Consider the following 17,759-nt stretch of genomic DNA (forward strand, 5'->3'; position numbering starts at 1 on the left):
CGCCCGGAATTCCGCCCGCTCTTCAGGCCGCTTCGCGCACCAACGCCACCAGCGGCTCGAGGCGTTTTTCGACCGGGCTGCCGTCGCGGATGGCCTTCACGATCGCGGGCACCGGGCCTTCGAGATGGGCCGTCTCCATGAGCACGCTCGAGAAGGCGCGCTCAGGTTTCGGCTGCAGGCTCGCGGGCAGAACGCCGGGCCCGAGTTTGAGCAGCATGCCGGCCAAGGCCGCACGCTCGACGTCTTCGCCGCCGATACCGCGGCTCGCAGCGAGTGTGGTAATGCGCGCTGCCGCCCGGCGCGCCTGGGCCGCACCCACGGGGTCGCGTTTGTCGGCCAAGGCCAGCAGCGTGCGCGCCATGCGGCGCACGGCATCTTCGGGATCGGGGCCGGCGGCGTTGGCCGCAAACGGGACGGCCACGGCCGGGGAGATCCCGGCGGGTGCCGAAGGCGTGCGCACGCGCTGCCGCACGCGCACCACAACGTCTTCGAACGGGCGCTTCTCTTCGCGGGTGCGGTCGAATGCCACGCGCACGCGCGCGAAGACCGCCACAGCCGCCACGAGCAGCAGGCCCCAGGTCAGAATGTTGGGATCGAGATCCATCGCGTCCATAAATGAAATGCTACACCCTCCTGCCCCGTTTTGTCCCGAGATGGACTTTGCGTCGAACCTCGGGGTGGCCTATGCTCGCACATCTTGAAAGACCCCGAGTTTTCGGGCAAACAGCTGAAATGAAACGAAAAACAAGCGTCGTCGCGGCCGATCTTCAGACCTTGGTGCTGGGCGGTCTGCGCGTGGCGGACGCAAGCGTGGTCGCTGCCGCCGGTTTTGCCGCCTATTGGGCGCGCCACGACAGCCTTGCCGTCCCCGATCTCTATCTGATCGCTATCCTGGCCGCGATGGGGCTTGCGGCCAATTATCTGCAGGTCGCGCGCGTCTATGTGTTCGAGAATCTGTCGCGGCTCGCAAGCCAGTTCGGCAAGGTCGCGATGGCGTGGATGGGCGTGATGGCGAGCCTGATCGCCCTTGCCTATTTCACGCAGACCTCGGTCGCGTTCAGCCGCGCCTTTGCGCTGGGCTGGCTCGCCCTCGGCTTTGGCGGACTCATCTTGGTAAGGCTGCTGCTGCTCGTGCAAATCGACCGCTGGCGGCGCCAAGGGCGCCTCGCCATGAATGTCGCGGTCATTGGCGCTGGCGAAATGGGCCGCGCGTTCCTGAAACACCTCACCGACGTCGCGACGCAGGAATACCGCATCGTCGGCGTGTTCGACGACCGCAAGGACCGCCTGCCCGAAACCATCGAAGGCCACCGCGTGGTCGGCACGGTCGACGATCTGATCGCCTATTGCCGCACCCATGCGCTCGACGAAATCGTGGTGGCGCTGCCGTGGCAGGCCTCGGCCGATCTGCAGGAACTCATCAAAAAGCTCAAGGTCGTGCCGGTCGACGTGAAACTGTGCCCGGACTATATCGGCACGTATCTGCCCGCCCGCGGCTTCCACGCGATCGCGGGCATCCCAATGCTGTCGGTCTTGGAGCGTCCGCTGTCGGGCTGGAGCCTCGTGCTCAAAGCGCTCGAAGACCGCATCCTTGCCGCAATCCTCTTGCTGCTACTAGGCCCTCTGCTGTTGGCGATCGCGGCAATCGTTAAGTTCGACAGCCCAGGCCCGGCCCTGTTCCGGCAGCGCCGCTACGGCTTCGCCAACAACGAGATCGTCGTCTACAAGTTCCGCACGATGTTCCATGCGCGCGTCGAAGATGCTTCCGTGCCGCAGGCCAAGCGCGACGATCCGCGCATCACGCGCATCGGCAAATTCCTGCGCCGCTCCTCGCTCGACGAATTTCCGCAGCTCCTGAACGTGCTGCGCGGCGACATGTCGCTCGTGGGGCCGCGCCCGCACGCGGTCGCGCACAACGAACAATACGCCACGATCATCGACGACTATCTCGCCCGCCATCGCGTGAAGCCCGGCATGACGGGGTGGGCGCAGGTGAACGGCCTGCGCGGCGAAACCGACACGCCCGAAAAGATGCGCCGGCGCGTGCAGTTCGATCTTTATTATATCGACAATTGGTCGCTGCTGTTCGACCTCAAGATCCTCGCCCTCACGCCGATCGCGATCCTGGGCAAAGAGAACGCCTACTGATCAGCGGCCCACGCGGCGATAGAGGTAGAAATCGCCGTTCTCGGCCACGAGTTGCCAGCCGACGGCGGCGGGATCGAGGCCAAGATTGATTTCGACGTACCAGTCGGAATCGACGAACCAGCGAATGCCGCGCACATCGAGATATTCGGGAATGCGCCCGCGCCATTTGAGCGCTTCGGGATTGACCTTGCCGTCGACATTTACCACGCGATCGCGCAGGAAACCGAGCGTGCCCGATTGCCCTGCCGCGACGACGTCTTCGGGCGGCACGTGTTCGGCGACGAGGGCTGCTTGGCGGTGATGGGCGGACGCGCCGAATAGCCTCATACTCTGCCACGCGCCTGCCAGCAGCATGGCGGCAACGAGTGAAGCGGCGATCCCCATTGCCGCACCGGCGCGCGGCAGGCGGGCGGCGAGCAGTGCGGGCAAATAGACGAACGCGATCAAAGAGAGCGGGGCGAAATAGCGGATATAGAACCAGTCGGCGAAAAACGTGCGCGTGTAGTAGACGACGAGGCCCGCATAGCAGAGCAGCAGCAGGCCAGCGAAACGCAGCAGCGCCGAAGCGCGCACAAGATCGCGCGTGCGCCACACGAGCACGCAAACGCCGAGAAGGGCCGCAATGCGGGCAAGGTCGATCCACAAAGCTTCATGGGCCCCTGCAAACAGCCACGGCATTGCGACGATGCGCAAGGCCCACAAGGCGGTCCAGATGCGCTCGATCTCGAAAACGGCGTCCTGCTGGGCAAAGCCGGAGCTTGGCATTGGATGGCCGAACAGCAGCGTGTTGTAGAGCCACCACGGGCTCGAGACGAGGACTGCCACGGCACCGGCAATAAAGCAGGTGCGAAAACGCACGGCCCAGCTTGCCCTGCCACGCAAGAATTCGACCGCGCAGAACACGGCCACGAACACGGCCGCGTCGATGCGCGCAAGCACGAGGGCACCCAGCGCCAAACCCATCAGGGTCGGATGCCGGCGCCAATCGTTTGCATAGAGCCGCCACACGAGCGCATAGAGCGCAAGCTGCAACCCGGTTTCGAGGCCCGTATAGAAATCGTTGAAATTTTTGATGGCGGCCAGATAGAGCAAGGCGGCAAGCGGAGCCGCGAGTGCGCCGGAGCCTTCGCGCACCGCGTCGCGCGCAAGGCTCGCGACGAGCATGGCGCCCGCGCAATGCACAAGCCACGCAAGCCCATAAAACAGCCGCAATTCGCCTTCCGGTGTGGGCACGAACCAGAAGCACAGCACTTGCAATGCCGTGAACAGCGGTTGGAAGCCGTTCGTCCACACCGTGCCGTCGATCGTGATGCCGTGGCCGTTCGCGACGTTGCGCGCGACGGTCAGCGCATACCAGCCGTCCTCGGCGATCGGCATCGCGAGCAGTGCGTCGAAAGGACGCAGCGCAAGGCCCAAATAGAAAAAGGCCAGGGCGAGCGCCGCACTGGCAATGCGCAGCGGATGGGCCACTACTGTACTTCGCGCGGCGCGTATTTGGACAGGATGCGCTGCAAGGTGCGCCGGTGCATGTTGAGGCGGCGCGCCGTCTCCGACACGTTGCGGTCGCACTGCTCGAACACGCGCTGGATATGCTCCCAGCGTACGCGGTCGGCCGACATCGGATGGGCAGGCGGGGCCGGCAAGGCGCGGCTCGTCGCCTGCAAGGCCGCATCGATCGCGTCGGCGTCGGCGGGCTTGGGCAGATAGTCGACCGCACCGGCTTTGATGGCGGCAACCGACGTTGCGATGTTGCCGTAGCCGGTGAGGATCACGATGCGGGCATCGGGCGCTTGGGCACGGATGAGCGGCACGAGATCGAGGCCGGACCCGTCGCCGAGCTTCAGATCCACGACGGCGAAATCGGGCGCTTGGCTGCGGATCTGCGCTTCGGCGGCCGCAAAGGATTCGGCGAGCGCGACGGCGTAACCGCGTCGTTCCATGGCTTGCGCCAAACGCAGGCGAAATGCTTCGTCGTCTTCGACGATGAGCAGGCGGCGGACGGGCGGCGCTGTTGGGATCATGCGAGCCTCTTCTCGGACAAGGCGGCAAAAGCGGATCGGTGCCATGTTACGACGATTCGCGCCCCGCTGTGCGGCGCATTGTCCCAGGCGACCGACGCCGACATGCGCGCGAGCAGCGTCGAAGCGATGAAAACGCCGAGCCCCATATGGTCGCTCTCGCCCACCCGGCTCGAAACATAGGGCTCGCCGAGGCGCGCGAGAATCTCGGGCGCAAAACCCGGCCCATCGTCGACAATGTCGATGCCGACGGTCAGCAAATCCGACCAGGCGCGAATGTCGATGCGCGTGTGCGCGAAACTCGCGGCATTCTCGATCAAGGTGCCCAGGGCCTGCACAAGATCGGGGCGGCGCGGCGTGGGCGGATCGACATTGTCCGCATAGTCGATCGTGACCGCGACCTCGATTGGCCCGGCCGCATATCGCGCGCCGATCTCGCGCAGCAGCACAGACAGCGGCGGCTGCGGAAACGGATCACCATGCGCGTCGCCGCTCTCGGGTTTGGCCGCCAAGCGCGCCAGGATGTCGCGGCAGCGCATCGTCTCGCGCAGCAGCAATTCGGCGTCCATCTTGAGGGCACCGGGCGGGGCGTCGCGCGCCACCTCTTTGGCGACGAGCGCGATCGTGGCAAGCGGCGTGCCGAGCTCGTGCGCGGCGGCGGCGGCAAGCCCGCCCACCGCACTCACCCGCTGCTCGCGCTCGAGCGACGTTTGTGCGGCCGCCAGCGCATCGGACATCTGGCGCGCATCTTCGGCAAGCTTGGAGACGTTGGCGGCGACGACCACGATCGTCATCGCGACCGCAAGCCAAACGCCGAACGAGAACAGCGGCGGCAACTCAAGGCCCGGCGCTGCCCAGGGCAAGGGCTCGTGCCAGAACGGCAGCACGCTCGCCGTCGCCATGGCGAGCACGCCCAGCGCAACGGTGGAACTGCGCGTGAGCGACGTCGCCGCGACCGCGACGGGTGCGACGAGCAGAACCGCAAACGGATTTTGCAGACCGCCCGTGAAATGCAGCAACGTGCCGAGCTGCAGAATGTCGTAGGCGAGGACGGCACCGGCCGCACGGTCGTCGAGCCGCCCGGCGCGCGGGCGGTCGAGCATCAGCACCGCATTCAAGATGGCCGACACAGCCACCGCGCCCAGTGCGGCCCAGATCGGCAGCGCGTAGCCGAGACCGTAATGCACGCCGAGCACGGCGCAGGCTTGGCCGAGCACAGCGATCCAGCGCACCACCACGAGCGTGCGCAGCCGCACGCGACCGACCGGTGGCGGCGGCAGAAGACCTGGCGATGGGATCGCGGGCGGGATCATCGGTGCGCGCATGTCCGTTCCTTGAAACGCTCGGCGGCAAACACAAGGCTGGTCACGAACTTGTGAAAGCGCCATATAACAGCCTATGCTGCCTCTTGCGATCAATGTCGAAAGCCTAACCAAGATTTTCGTCGCCGGTGCCGCCCCGGCGGTCGACAGAATTGCGTTTGCCGTCCCGCCCGGGCGCATCTGCGGCCTGCTGGGCGGCAACGGGGCCGGCAAAACGACGACGATATCGATGCTGCTGGGCATTCTCGTGCCGACCTCGGGGCGAATCGAACTTCTCGGCCACGATATGCGCCGGCACCGCTTTCGCGCCTTGCCGCAGATCAATTTCTCCTCGCCCTATGTCGATCTGCCGGGGCGCCTTACGGTGCGTGAAAATCTGACCGTGTTCGGCCGACTTTACGGCGTGCGCGATCTTTCATCCCGCATCGCGGAGCTTGCGCGCGATCTTGAGCTCGGCGCCCTGCTCGACCGCAAGACCGGCTCGCTCTCCTCGGGCCAGAAGACGCGCGCAGCTTTGGCCAAAGCGCTCGTGAACCGGCCAGCCCTGCTGCTGCTCGACGAGCCGACCGCAAGCCTCGATCCCGACACGGCCGACCAGGTGCGCGGCCTGCTCGAAACCTACGCGCGCCGCGAAGGCGCTGCGATCCTGCTCGCCTCGCACAATATGGGCGAGGTCGAGCGACTGTGCGCCGAGGTGCTGATGATGAAATCCGGGCGCATCGTCGATCGCGGCACGCCCGCCGAGCTCATCGCGCGCTACGGCCGAAACGACATGGAACAGGTGTTTCTCGACATCGCGCGCAGAGAAGAAGCATGACCGACAGTCTCCAGCGCATATCGGCCATGCTGCTGCGGCACTATTACCTGTTCCGCGGCTCGTGGACGCGCATCTTCGATCTCATGTATTGGCCCGTGCTGCAGATGGTGATCTGGGGCTTCATAACGGTGTTCTTGAACCAGCATTCGAACTGGTTTGCGCAGGCCGCCGGCGTTTTGATCGGGGCCGTGCTGCTGTGGGACGTTCTCGTGCGCGCGCAATTCGGCTTCACGCTGTCGCTGCTCGAAGAGATGTGGTCGCGCAATTTGGCCAATCTGTTCGTGGCCCCGCTGCGGCCCTACGAGTTCGGCCTGTCTTTGATGGCGATGGGCATCATCCGTTCGGCGATCGGCGTCGTCCCCGCAGCGCTGCTCGCGATCCCGCTCTTCCACTATTCGATCTTCGAAATGGGGCTGCCGCTGATCGCATTCTGGTCGATGCTGATCATGCTCGGCTGGTCGATCGGGCTCGGTATCGCGGCCCTCTTGTTCCGCTTCGGGTTGGCGGCCGAATCCTATGCCTGGGCCTCGATCTTCCTGATCCAGCCCGTGTCGGGCGTGTGGTATCCGGTCGACGTTCTGCCGGGCTGGCTGCAGCCGGTCGCGTGGGCCTTGCCGACCACGCATGTGTTCGAAGGCATGCGCGCGGTGCTGATTACGGGCACTTTCCGCTGGGACCTGTTCGCCTCGGCGTTTGCACTGAATATCCTCTATCTGGGCTTGGGCTTCGGCGCATTCCTCTTTGCGTTCGCGCGCGCGCGCCAGCGCGGCCAGCTGCTGCAATCGAGCGAGTGAGCGCTCAAGCAGCGCGGCGCGGCAGATTCTGCTCGATCAACATGGCCCAAAACGAAGCGCCGACCGGCAGAATGTCGTCGTTGAAATCGTAGCGCGGATTGTGCAGCGACGGACCGGTCCCGTTACCGAGGAACACGTAAGCGCCGGGCTTGGCTTCGAGCATGAAGGCGAAATCTTCAGAGCCCATCGTGGCAATGCCGTCGGTCGTGACGCGGTCCGGCCCCACGACCGCGCGCATCGCGGCCGCCGCGATTTCGACTTCGGCCGAACTGTTCACGAGCGGGGGATAGCCGCGCCGATAGTCGAGCGTGATCTCGCATCCCATGGCGGCCGCAATGCCGCCTGCAATGCGCTTCATCGCCGCTTCGAGACCGTCGCGCACTTTGGGCTCGAACGCGCGCAAGGTACCGCGCATGACACATTCGTTCGGGATCACGTTGTAGGCGTCGCCCGCATGGATCTGCGTGACGCTGACCACGACCGCGTCGAGCGGGCTTGTCTCGCGCGAGGAGATCGTCTGGAGTGCGGTAACAATCTGAGCGGCGCAGACAACGGGATCAGTGCCTCGCTGCGGCATGGCGGCATGCGTGCCGAGGCCGCGCACGACGAGGTCGAACTGGTCGGCCGAGGCCATCATCGGGCCGGGGCGCACCGAAAAGCGGCCCGCCTCGGTGCCCGGCCAATTATGCATGCCGTACACACTCTCGACCGGGAATTTCTCGAACAGCCCTTCTTTGACCATAAGATCGCCGCCACCGCCGCCCTCTTCGGCGGGCTGGAAGATGAACTGCACCGTGCCGTCGAAATTCTTGGTCTCGGCAAGATATTTGGCGGCCCCCAGCAGCATCGCCGTGTGGCCGTCGTGCCCGCACGCATGCATGCGGCCGGCATTCAGCGAGCGATGCGTGAAATCGTTGTTCTCGGCCATCGGCAGCGCGTCCATGTCGGCGCGCAAGCCGATGGCGCGGTTGGAGGTGCCGGCGCGCAGCGTGCCGACCACGCCCGTTTTCGCAAGGCCGCGATGCACGTCGATGCCGAATTCGGCGAGCTTGGCGGCCACCAAATCGGCCGTGCGCGTTTCCTCGTAAGCGAGCTCGGGCCGGCTGTGGATGTCGCGGCGCCAGGCTTTCATGTCTTCGTGGAAAGCGGCGATTCGGTTGATGACGGGCATCGCTTGATCTCCTTGGCGGCGGTCTCAATCAGTTTTGGACCGCACTTGCACGCGAGTCAATTCTTGGCCGAAACGCCCGCAGCTGCAAACGTCGCCATGCCGGTGTGGCACGCAACCGCTGCGCGCACGAGGCCGATCGCGAGTGCCGCCCCCGAAGCCTCGCCCAGGCGCATGCCGAGATCGAACAAGGCGGTACGCTCGATCGCGGCCAGCAAGCGGCGATGGCCGGGCTCGGCCGATACGTGGGCCACTTGGCAATGGTCGAGCAGATGCGGATCGAGGGCGCGCAGCACGCAAGCCGCAACGGTCGACGCAAATCCATCGAGCAGCACGGGCACGCGTGCAAGCCTTGCGGCAAGGATAGCACCCGCGATCGCCGCAAGCTCGAACCCGCCCACGCGGGCCAGCACATCCAAAGGGGCACGGGGGCTCGAGAAATGCAGTGAAGTTGCCGCTTCGACGGCCGCGATCTTGCGCGCGAGTGCGGACCCGACGACACCCGTACCGGGGCCGACCCAGTCGGCTGCCGTCCCGCCGAACAGGCCCACGCACAACGCCGCCGCCGACGTCGTATTGGCAATGCCCATCTCGCCCACGCACAGAAGATCGATGCCGGGCTCGACCGCCATCATGCCGTAGGCGATCGCGCGCGCGCATTCTTCTTCGCTCATCGCGGGGCTTTGCGTGAAGTCGGCCGTCGGCGTTTCGAGCGCCATTTCGTAGACGCGCAGATCGGCGTCGAAGGTTTTGCAGAGCTGGTTGACCGCCGCCCCGCCCGCAATGAAATTTTGCACCATCTGCGCCGTCACTTCCGAAGGGAACGCCGACACGCCTTGTGCGGCCACGCCGTGATTGGCCGCGAACACCGCCACGCGCGGATGCGAAACCGTCGGCGGATGTTTGGCCTGCCAGCGTGCCAGCCACGCCGAAATGTCTTCGAGCCGCCCCAAAGCGCCCGGCGGCTTGGTGAGATGCGATTCGCGCGAAGCGGCCTTGGTCGCTGCTTCAAGATCGGGGCCCGGCAATTCGGGCAGCAAAGCCAGGATTTCGGCGAAACTTGCGACGGGCTGGCGGGTAGCGGACGGCATCGGCGGTTCTCGATTCATCTGGGGTGCGGGCGGCTGGCAATGCGAAGCGTGGCGTCCTATCTTGCGCCTCCCGCAATTGCAAGAACACCGTCTTTGCCGATGACCGAACCCTCGCCGCCGCCGCACGCTTCGCCCACCCCCGGTGCGTTTGCCGAACTGTGCTTGGCGTTGGGCTTCCTCACGCGATTGCCGGTTCCGCTGGCGCCGACGACCGCCGCCTTGCCGCTCGCGACGTCCGTGCGCGCCTTTGCACCTGCCGGAGCCGTCGTGGGTGCGCTGGGGGCCGGTCTTTATGCGCTCGTCTGGTACGCAGGCCTGCCGCCGATGCTGGCGGCGCTGATGGGGTTGGCCGCGACCATCTGGGCGACCGGCGCTTTGCACGAAGACGGGCTTGCGGACTTCGCCGACGCCTCGGGTGCGCGCGATGTCGAACGACGGCTGGCGATCATGCGCGACAGTCGCATCGGCACCTTCGGCGTGCTGGCCCTGCTGCTGTCGCTGGGCTTGCGCGCGATCACACTCGCGGCGCTGGACGATCCCGCGACGGTCGCAATCGCTTGGATCGGGGCGGCCGCCGCCTCGCGTGCGGCCATCGCCTTTCCGATGCATCGCCTGCCGTTCGCGCGCAGCGACGGAGCGGCCGTGCGCGCCGGCAGGCCAAGTGCGGCACACGCCGCTGCGGCACTCGGCATCGGGGCCGCGTTCCTGCTGCCGCTCGGAATTTTCGGCTTTGCGATCGCGCTGTTGTTTGCGGGTGGCGTTACCCTCTATACAAGCGCGCTTGCCCGCCGCCAGCTCGGCGGGCAGACGGGCGATGCGCTCGGCATGGTACAGCAGTCGGTCGAGATCGCGATCTTGATCGCGGCCCTTATCGCAACGGTCCTTTTCGAGGCTCACGCATGGATGGATTGATCGAAACGCGCTTCTGGCTGGTGCGCCATGCGCCCGTCGTGGGCCAGCACGGGCGCTGCTACGGCACGACGGACGTCGATTGCGACACCGGCAACGAAACGGCCTTTGCGGGGCTTGCACGCCTGCTGCCCGACAGCGGCGTGTGGCACACCACGCGCCTGTCGCGCACAAAGCGAACGGCCGCCGCGATCTGGGCCGCCAAGGGCAAGCCTGCGCCGACCTTAGGCCTTGCCGAAGACATGATCGAGCAATGTTTCGGCGAATGGCAGGGCCGCACCTATGCCGAGATCGGCGCCTATGGCCACGGCGACCCGGCCACCACGCATCGCCATTGGCTGTCGATGGCCGACATCAAACCCGCCGGCGGCGAAAGCTTCACGGAAGTGTGCGCGCGCGTGGCCCGCGCCCTCGATGGATTGGCCAATACGCACCAGGGCAACGACGTGACGGTCGTGTGCCATGGCGGCACGATCCGTGCGGCCGTCGCTTATGCGCTGGCGCTGCCGCCTGAAACCGCCCTGTCGCTGGTTGTCGATACGCTGTCGGTCACACGGCTCGATCTTTTGGCGGGCAGCGGCATCGGCCATTCCTGGCGCGTGGGCTTCGTGAACCGCCCGCCGGCCTAAATCGACTAGCGCGGAAGGCTCAGATATTTGTCGAGGGCGGCGTCGATGAGGCGCTGCTCCTGCAAAAGCGTGGCGCGCGAGCCGCGCGCTTCTTCGAGGAAGAGTTCGTTCTTGCCGCCGAATTTGCGCACCGCATTGGCGGCTCCGCGCATTGCAGGGCAACCCGCGCGCTCGGGCTCGGCATCGCGCCCGCCGCAATAGAAGATCCAGCGCGTGTCGTCGAACGGCCCCAAGCCGAACTGGCCTTCCGCCACGCGCCGGTTGGCCGCGATATCCTCGGCCATCGCACCTGAATTGACCAACGTGGCGCCGAAAAACTTGCCGCCTGCATGGCGATCGTAGGCCTGGATCGCGTAGGCCATTTCGGCGCCGCGCCCCATGCCGTAGAGCATGGCGGTACCGGGCTTCATGCCCATCTGGCGCAAGGCCTGCTCGAGTTCGCGATAGACAAGCTCGGCATTGGCGTAGTTCGCCGGCCCGTCGCCGGTGGCGTACCACCATTGCATCGCGACGATGCCGACCGATTTGCGCACGAGCGTGGGATGCCAGACCGCGAGCTCCTGCTGCGCCCATGTTTTGGCGTCGGGCAACACCACGATCCAGCCGCGCGGATTGGGATTGGGCGACCAGGTGGCCGCGAACAGGCGGCCGTCGCGCGTGACGCGCAGATTGACGCCGATGCGGCTGGCAAAGCGCACTTGCTCGGGGATCGCCTCTTGGGCGCGCTGCAGAATCGTGGCTTGCGGCGCACCTTGCGCATGCACAGGTGCGGCGTGCGTCGCCAACGCCAGCCCCGCAATCGCCAAAATTCCCAGCAAACCGCGCATGTCCCCTCGCCCAAACGCCGTCTAGCAAGCCGCACCCGGACTGTGATAGTAACGGCATTGCATCTGGACAGGGAAGACCGGTGAAGCCAAGCAAAAAGCGCCCGACAACGCGCATTTTGCCGTCAGCCACCCCGGCGCTGCCCCCGCAACTGTAAGGGCGAGATCGGCCGCCCAAAACGCCACTGGCCCCCGTCGAACGGGGCTGGGAAGGCAGGACGGCCCTCGAAGACCCCGAGCCAGGAGACCTCCCGGACGCCAAGGGCATTCCCCTTGCCAACTACCATCCTCGGCGGGAGGAACTGGTGCGCCATGGTTGCCGAAAAAGCTTCGCGTAACGCGGAGCCGAAACATCCCCTTATTCTGGTCCTGGGCGGTGCGCGCTCGGGCAAAAGCCGCTATGCCGAAGCGCGCACGCGAAGCTTTTGTGCTTCGGCCAAGCACGCGATCTACGTGGCGACGGCACAAGCCCACGACCGCGAGATGGCCACCCGCATTGCCCTCCACAAAAAGCAGCGCGGCAAAAAACTGTGGCGCACGCTCGAGGCACCGCTGGAACTTTCCGAGATGCTCGCAGCGCAAACGCAGCCGACCTTGGTCGATTGCCTCACTTTGTGGCTCACCAATCTGATGCTGGCCGAGCGACCGATTGCCGCCGCCACAAAAGAACTCTGCCGCACGCTCGCCAAGCGCCAAGCCCCGATCGTGCTCGTCGCGAACGAGGTGGGCTTGGGCATCGTGCCCGACAACAAAATGGCGCGCGATTTCCGCGACCATGCCGGGCGCCTGCACCAGGCGATCGGCGCTATCGCGACCGACGTTGTTTTTGTAGCGGCTGGCTTGCCGCTCGCCTTGAAGGGAAAAACCGCATGAAACGCATTCCGGCAACGATCGTGACCGGCTTTCTGGGGGCTGGCAAAACCACGCTGCTGCGCCACATGGCGGCCAACGCCAAGGGCAGGCGCATCGCGTTTGTGATCAACGAATTCGGGGCGCTGGGCATGGACCGCGAATTGCTGCTCGGCTGTGCGGAAGATTCGTGTGCCCCCGGCGACGTGGTGGAACTGGCCAACGGCTGCATCTGCTGCACGGTCGCGGACGACTTCCTGCCCACGCTCGAAGCTCTGCTCGCGCGCGAGCCGGCCCCCGACCATATCGTCATCGAAACGTCGGGCCTTGCCTTGCCGAAACCGCTTGTGCAGGCCTTCAACTGGCCGGCCGTGAAAGCGCGTGCCACGGTCGACGGCGTGATCGCACTCGTCGATGGGCCTGCCCTTGCGCAAGGCCGATTTGCCGACGACGAGGAAGCGCTGGCCGCCCAGCGTGCTGCCGATCCTGCCCTCGACCACGACAATCCTTTAGCCGAAGTGTTCGACGACCAGATGGCGTGCGCCGACCTCGTCGTCGTCACCAAGGGCGACAGCATCGACGCGCAGACGGCCGCCCGCGTGCGCCTCGAACTTGGCGGCAAGCTGCGCGAAGGAGCGAAGCTTGTGTCGGCCGCCTACGGCGCAGTTCCGCTCGATGTGCTGCTCGGGCTTTCGGCCGCCGCCGAAGACGATCTCGCCACGCGCCCGAGCCATGCCGATGCGTTGGGCGAGCACGATCACGACGATTTCGACAGTTTCGTGGTCGAGCCCGGCGAAGTCGCCGACCCGGCCGCGTTCGAAGCACGCCTTGCAGCGGCGATCGCTAGCCACGACGTGCTGCGCGCCAAAGGCTTTCTCGACGTGCCCGGCAAGCCGATGCGCCTTGCGCTGCAGGCCGTGGGCCCGCGCATCGAGCGCTATTTCGACCGGCCTTGGCGCAGCGACGAGCCGCGCGGTTCGCGCGTGGTCGTGATCGGGCGCAAGGGCATCGACGCCAACGCCATCCGTGCGGCCCTGGCCTGATGCATCTGCTGGCCGCCACGCCGGGGACAATCCTCGACGCCGACGCTGCGATCGATCTTGCCCAGACCCCGGGCAAGGTTGTCGTGCTGTCGATGGCGGACAGCGACCTAGCAGGGCTTGCGCGCGCGCGCAAAGGCCAGTCGCTGCGGCTTGCCAATGTGGCGGCCCTCAAACATCCCTATTCGGTCGATCTCTATGTCGAGCGCACGGCCGCACATGCGCGAATCGTCGTCGTGCGGCTCTTGGGCGGACGCAGCTATTGGCCCTACGGCATCGACCGGCTCGTCGAAACCGTGCAGCGCAGCGGCGCGAAGCTTGCCTTGCTGCCGGGCGACGCAAACGACGACACAGAGTTGCAGCAGCTTTCCAACATCGACGCCGATCTCTATCGCCGTTTGCATCTGGCGTTTGTGCATGGCGGTCCCGCCAATTTCGCGCGCATTCTCGAAGCGCTCGACGATCTCTCGGAAAGCCGCACGCGCGATTGGGCGCCCATTGCGATCCCGCGCGCCGGGCGCTATGCGCATGCCCTTGCGCGGCCCGGAGCGTCGGTCGCGGCGTTGCTGTTCTATCGCGCACACTATCAGGCGGGCGATCTTGCCCCCGTCGATGCGCTGATCGAAAAGCTCGCCGAACGCGATCTCGACGTGCACGCCTTCTATGCGACGAGCCTAAAAGACGCCGATGTCGGCGCGTATCTCGCGGCCGAACTTGCCGCGACCCCGCCCGACATTGCGATCAACCTCACCGGTTTTTCGGCAGGTGCGCTTGATCCGTTGGCAGCATTCGACGTGCCGGTGCTGCAAGCCGTACTCGCAGGCCAAACGCGCGAAGCGTGGGCCGCCGATACGCGCGGCCTTGCGAGCCGCGACGTTGCCATGAACGTGGCTTTGCCCGAACTCGACGGCCGCATCATGACGCGCGCGATCGGCTTCAAAGATTCGCTCGGCCGCGATGCGTCGTGCGAGATCGATCTGATGGGTTTTGCCGCAGATACGGAGCGCTGTGGCTTTGTGGCCGAACTTGCCGCCAACTGGGTCAAGCTGCGCCGTGCTGCACCCGCCGAACGCCGCATCGCGCTTGTGCTCGCCAACTATCCGGGCAAAGACGGCAGACTTGCCAACGGCGTCGGGCTCGACACGCCCGCCGCAACCGTCGCCATCCTTGGCGCCCTTGCGAATGCCGGCTACGCGGTCGAAGACGCACCCACCGACAGTGCGGAATTGATGCGCCGTTTGCTCGACGGCCCTACCAATCGCACCAAGATTGCAGCGGGCGGTTTGCGCTTTGCGTACGCCGACTATCTCGCGTTTTACGCGACATTGCCCGCCACGGTGCGCGCTGCCGTCGAAGCGCGCTGGGGCGCACCCGATTCCGACCGGCGGCGCGACGGCGATGCGTTCGTGCTGCCGGTGCATTGCTTTGGCCATGTCGCGGTTGCGATCCAGCCTGCGCGCGGCTACGAGATCGATCCGGCCACGACCTACCACGATCCCGATCTCGTGCCACCACACGGCTACCTCGCTTTCCATGCGTGGCTGCGCTCGCAGAACGCGGTTGTGCATGTCGGCAAACACGGCAATCTCGAATGGTTGCCGGGCAAAGGGCTTGCCCTTTCGGCCGCGTGTTTCCCCGAAGCCGCATTGGGTGCCTTGCCCAATCTCTATCCCTTCATCGTCAACGATCCGGGCGAAGGGACCCAAGCCAAGCGCCGGACTTCGGCCGTCGTTATCGACCATCTGACACCGCCTTTGACGCGTGCGGGCGCCTACGGTCCGCAAGCCGCCCTCGAACGTTTGATCGACGAATACGGCGAGGCAAGTCGACTCGATCCGCGCCGTCTTCCTGCGTTGGGCGCTTCGATTCTCGACCTTGCGCGCAAAGCCGGGCTCGACCGCGAATGCGGCATTGCCCAAGACGACGATGCGAAGGCAGCCCTGCCCAAGCTCGACGGGCTCTTGTGCGAACTCAAAGAGCACCAGATCCGCGACGGCTTGCATGTGTTCGGCACGTCGCCAGGCGGAACGCAACGCCGCGACACGCTGGTCGCGATCGCGCGTGTGCCGCGGCCCGGCACGGCACCTTCAAGCGCATCGCTGCTGCGCGCCCTTGCCGCCGATCGCGGCTGCAAATTCGATCCGCTCGATTGCGACATGGCCGTGCACGGCGATGCGCTGGCCGAGCTCGAGGCCGCCGCCGAGCAACTTCTCGACGGTGCCACACCCAGCGGGCCCGCAAGTGCCGCCGTGCAGGGATGGATTCAATCGCATTTGGCACCGGCATTCGATGCGAGCGGCGCTGCCGAAATGGCGGCGTTGCTGGCTGGGCTCGACGGGCGGCGCGTGGCCCCCGGCCCTTCGGGGGCGCCGTCGCGCGGCCGTGCCGACGTGCTGCCGACCGGCCGCAATTTCTATTCGGTCGATCTGCGAGCCGTGCCGACGCCGTCAGCCTGGATGCTCGGCTGGAAATCGGCAACGCTGCTGCTTGAGCGCCATGTGCAAACACATGGCGACTGGCCGCGCGCCGTCGCTTTGTCCGCGTGGGGGACCGCCAATATGCGCACGGGTGGCGACGATGTGGCACAGGGGCTCGCACTTATGGGCGTGCGCCCGACCTGGGAGCCGTCGTCGCTTCGCGTGACGGGGTTCGAGATACTGCCGCTCGATTTGCTCGACCGCCCGCGTATCGACGTGACCTTGCGCGTGTCGGGCTTTTTCCGCGACGCGTTTGCGAACCTCATCGACCTGTTCGACTCGGCCGTGCGCGCGGTCGCCAAGCTCGACGAGCCTGCACACCTCAATCCGCTCGCCGCACGCGTGGCGGCCGAAGGCGGCGGCGTGGATGCCGCAACGCGCGTGTTCGGCTCGAAGCCAGGTGCTTACGGTGCGGGCCTTCAGGCATTGATCGATGAGGGCGGTTGGCAGAACGCGGGCGACCTTGCCGATGCCTACGTGGCGTGGGGCGGCTATGCCTATCGCGCGGGGGCGGCCGGCGATGCTGCGCACAGGCTGTTTGAAAAGCGCCTCGCGCGCGTCGAAGCCGTGCTGCACAACCAGGACAATCGCGAACACGATTTGCTCGACAGCGACGACTACTACCAATTCGAGGGCGGGCTTGCCGCCGCGGTCAAGAAACTGTCGGGCGCTTCGCCGACCATGTACCACAACGACCATTCGCGCCCCGAAAGCCCGAAGATCCGCACGCTCAAAGAAGAAATCGCGCGCATCGTGCGTGCGCGTGCGGCCAATCCCAAATGGATCGCGGGCGTAATGCGCCACGGCTACAAGGGCGCTTTCGAAATGGCCGCGACGGTCGACTATCTGTTTGCGTTCGCAGCATCCACCGATGCGGTCGAAGACCGGCATTTCGATGCGCTGTTCGATGCGTATTTGCGCGACGAAGCCGTACGCGATTTTGTGGTCGAGGCCAACGCGCCCGCTTTGCGCGAGATGGCAGCACGCTTTGCCGAAGCGCGCGAGCGCGGCCTGTGGCGCCCGGGTGCCAACGACGTGCCGGCACTTCTCGCGAGCCTTTTGGAGACGCCATGACCCTCGATACCGAGCACAACGAAAAAATGCGCCGCATCAAAGCCGCGCGCGACAGAATGATGGCGGGCAAGGTCGGCGAGAAGGGTTTGCTGATCGTGCATACCGGCAAGGGCAAGGGCAAATCCTCGTCGGCCTTCGGCATGGTCATGCGCTGCCTGGGCCACGGCATGAAAGTCGGCATCGTGCAGTTCGTGAAGGGTGCTTGGGACACGGGCGAAGCGCGGCTGCTCGCGAAGTTCCCCGAGCTTTGCGAAATCAAAACGATGGGCGAAGGCTTCACCTGGGAAACGCAGGACCGTGCGCGCGACGTCGCCGCCGCCGAACGCGCTTGGGCAGAGTCGAAGCGCATGCTCGCCGACGAAAGCTACCGGATGGTGGTGCTCGACGAGCTCAATATCGTGCTGCGCTACGAATATCTCGCCCTCGAACCCGTGCTCGAAACGTTGGCCGCACGGCCGCCTTTGCAGCATTGCGTGGTTACGGGCCGCAACGCGCCGCAATCGCTCATCGACGCGTGCGATCTTGCGACCGAAATGACGCTGCTCAAACATCCGTTTCGCGACGGCATAAAGGCGCAGCCGGGCGTGGAGTTCTAGCTA

The 17,759-nt window shown here is 65.8% G+C and carries 16 protein-coding genes and 1 riboswitch; of the genes, 9 read left to right on the forward strand and 7 right to left on the reverse strand.

Annotated elements, in window-relative coordinates; translation table 11 throughout:
* Nucleotides 1-22: 22 nt before the first annotated feature.
* Nucleotides 23-613, reverse strand: a complete 591-nt coding sequence (locus tag O9320_04570; GenBank protein MCZ8310103.1) for a hypothetical protein — start codon at nucleotides 611-613, stop codon at nucleotides 23-25.
* A gap of 119 nt (nucleotides 614-732) precedes the next feature.
* On the opposite strand from O9320_04570, the gene O9320_04575 reads away from it, so the two are divergent.
* Nucleotides 733-2,148: an undecaprenyl-phosphate glucose phosphotransferase gene (locus tag O9320_04575; protein ID MCZ8310104.1), complete on the forward strand. Its 1,416-nt coding sequence runs from the start codon at nucleotides 733-735 to the stop codon at nucleotides 2,146-2,148.
* On the opposite strand, the gene O9320_04580 is transcribed toward O9320_04575, so the two are convergent.
* From O9320_04580 to O9320_04590, 3 genes are read right to left on the reverse strand one after another with little or no spacing between them, the layout of a single operon-like run.
* Nucleotides 2,149-3,618: a hypothetical protein gene (locus tag O9320_04580; GenBank protein MCZ8310105.1), complete on the reverse strand. Its 1,470-nt coding sequence runs from the start codon at nucleotides 3,616-3,618 to the stop codon at nucleotides 2,149-2,151.
* The gene (locus O9320_04585) at nucleotides 3,618-4,169 is read right to left on the reverse strand and encodes an ActR/PrrA/RegA family redox response regulator transcription factor (GenBank protein ID MCZ8310106.1); all 552 of its coding nucleotides are present in this window, start codon (nucleotides 4,167-4,169) and stop codon (nucleotides 3,618-3,620) included. The genes O9320_04580 and O9320_04585 overlap by 1 nt, the downstream gene beginning before the upstream one ends.
* On the reverse strand, nucleotides 4,166-5,491 hold the full coding sequence (locus O9320_04590) for an ActS/PrrB/RegB family redox-sensitive histidine kinase (GenBank protein ID MCZ8310107.1): 1,326 nt from the start codon (nucleotides 5,489-5,491) through the stop codon (nucleotides 4,166-4,168). The genes O9320_04585 and O9320_04590 overlap by 4 nt, the downstream gene beginning before the upstream one ends.
* Before the next feature lie 73 nt (nucleotides 5,492-5,564).
* Here O9320_04590 and O9320_04595 point away from each other — a divergent pair, with 73 nt between their 5' ends.
* A complete protein-coding gene (locus O9320_04595) occupies nucleotides 5,565-6,305 on the forward strand; it encodes an ABC transporter ATP-binding protein (GenBank protein ID MCZ8310108.1) in 741 nt (246 codons plus the stop codon).
* Nucleotides 6,302-7,099 (forward strand): ABC transporter permease, encoded by a 798-nt coding sequence (locus tag O9320_04600; protein MCZ8310109.1) that lies wholly within the window; start codon nucleotides 6,302-6,304, stop codon nucleotides 7,097-7,099. Before O9320_04595 ends, O9320_04600 begins: the two co-directional genes overlap by 4 nt.
* A gap of 4 nt (nucleotides 7,100-7,103) precedes the next feature.
* Here the strand turns inward: O9320_04600 and O9320_04605 are convergent, their stop codons facing one another.
* Both O9320_04605 and cobT read right to left on the reverse strand, forming a co-directional pair.
* On the reverse strand, nucleotides 7,104-8,270 hold the full coding sequence (locus tag O9320_04605) for a M20 family metallopeptidase (protein MCZ8310110.1): 1,167 nt from the start codon (nucleotides 8,268-8,270) through the stop codon (nucleotides 7,104-7,106).
* A 56-nt stretch (nucleotides 8,271-8,326) separates the two neighbouring features.
* Nucleotides 8,327-9,358: a nicotinate-nucleotide--dimethylbenzimidazole phosphoribosyltransferase gene (gene cobT, locus O9320_04610; protein ID MCZ8310111.1), complete on the reverse strand. Its 1,032-nt coding sequence runs from the start codon at nucleotides 9,356-9,358 to the stop codon at nucleotides 8,327-8,329.
* Nucleotides 9,359-9,457: 99 nt separating this feature from the next.
* Between cobT and O9320_04615 the strand changes: the two genes are divergently transcribed.
* Both O9320_04615 and O9320_04620 read left to right on the forward strand, forming a co-directional pair.
* On the forward strand, nucleotides 9,458-10,270 hold the full coding sequence (locus tag O9320_04615; protein MCZ8310112.1) for an adenosylcobinamide-GDP ribazoletransferase: 813 nt from the start codon (nucleotides 9,458-9,460) through the stop codon (nucleotides 10,268-10,270).
* On the forward strand, nucleotides 10,258-10,896 hold the full coding sequence (locus O9320_04620) for a histidine phosphatase family protein (protein MCZ8310113.1): 639 nt from the start codon (nucleotides 10,258-10,260) through the stop codon (nucleotides 10,894-10,896). Before O9320_04615 ends, O9320_04620 begins: the two co-directional genes overlap by 13 nt.
* 5 nt (nucleotides 10,897-10,901) lie before the next feature.
* On the opposite strand, the gene O9320_04625 is transcribed toward O9320_04620, so the two are convergent.
* Nucleotides 10,902-11,723: a hypothetical protein gene (locus O9320_04625; protein ID MCZ8310114.1), complete on the reverse strand. Its 822-nt coding sequence runs from the start codon at nucleotides 11,721-11,723 to the stop codon at nucleotides 10,902-10,904.
* Between the two features lie 19 nt (nucleotides 11,724-11,742).
* A riboswitch (cobalamin riboswitch) is annotated at nucleotides 11,743-11,991 on the forward strand.
* Between the two features lie 41 nt (nucleotides 11,992-12,032).
* Between O9320_04625 and cobU the strand changes: the two genes are divergently transcribed.
* The 4 genes from cobU to cobO are packed head-to-tail and all read left to right on the forward strand — an operon-like array spanning nucleotide 12,033 to nucleotide 17,756.
* The gene (cobU, locus tag O9320_04630; protein ID MCZ8310115.1) at nucleotides 12,033-12,593 is read left to right on the forward strand and encodes a bifunctional adenosylcobinamide kinase/adenosylcobinamide-phosphate guanylyltransferase; all 561 of its coding nucleotides are present in this window, start codon (nucleotides 12,033-12,035) and stop codon (nucleotides 12,591-12,593) included.
* Complete coding sequence (cobW, locus tag O9320_04635; protein ID MCZ8310116.1) at nucleotides 12,590-13,612, forward strand: cobalamin biosynthesis protein CobW; 1,023 nt, start codon at nucleotides 12,590-12,592, stop codon at nucleotides 13,610-13,612. Before cobU ends, cobW begins: the two co-directional genes overlap by 4 nt.
* On the forward strand, nucleotides 13,612-17,160 hold the full coding sequence (gene cobN, locus O9320_04640; protein MCZ8310117.1) for a cobaltochelatase subunit CobN: 3,549 nt from the start codon (nucleotides 13,612-13,614) through the stop codon (nucleotides 17,158-17,160). Before cobW ends, cobN begins: the two co-directional genes overlap by 1 nt.
* The gene (cobO, locus tag O9320_04645) at nucleotides 17,157-17,756 is read left to right on the forward strand and encodes a cob(I)yrinic acid a,c-diamide adenosyltransferase (protein ID MCZ8310118.1); all 600 of its coding nucleotides are present in this window, start codon (nucleotides 17,157-17,159) and stop codon (nucleotides 17,754-17,756) included. Before cobN ends, cobO begins: the two co-directional genes overlap by 4 nt.
* Nucleotides 17,757-17,759: the final 3 nt, after the last annotated feature.

The organism is Magnetospirillum sp. (assembly GCA_027532905.1).
Taxonomy (GTDB): domain Bacteria; phylum Pseudomonadota; class Alphaproteobacteria; order CACIAM-22H2; family CACIAM-22H2; genus Tagaea.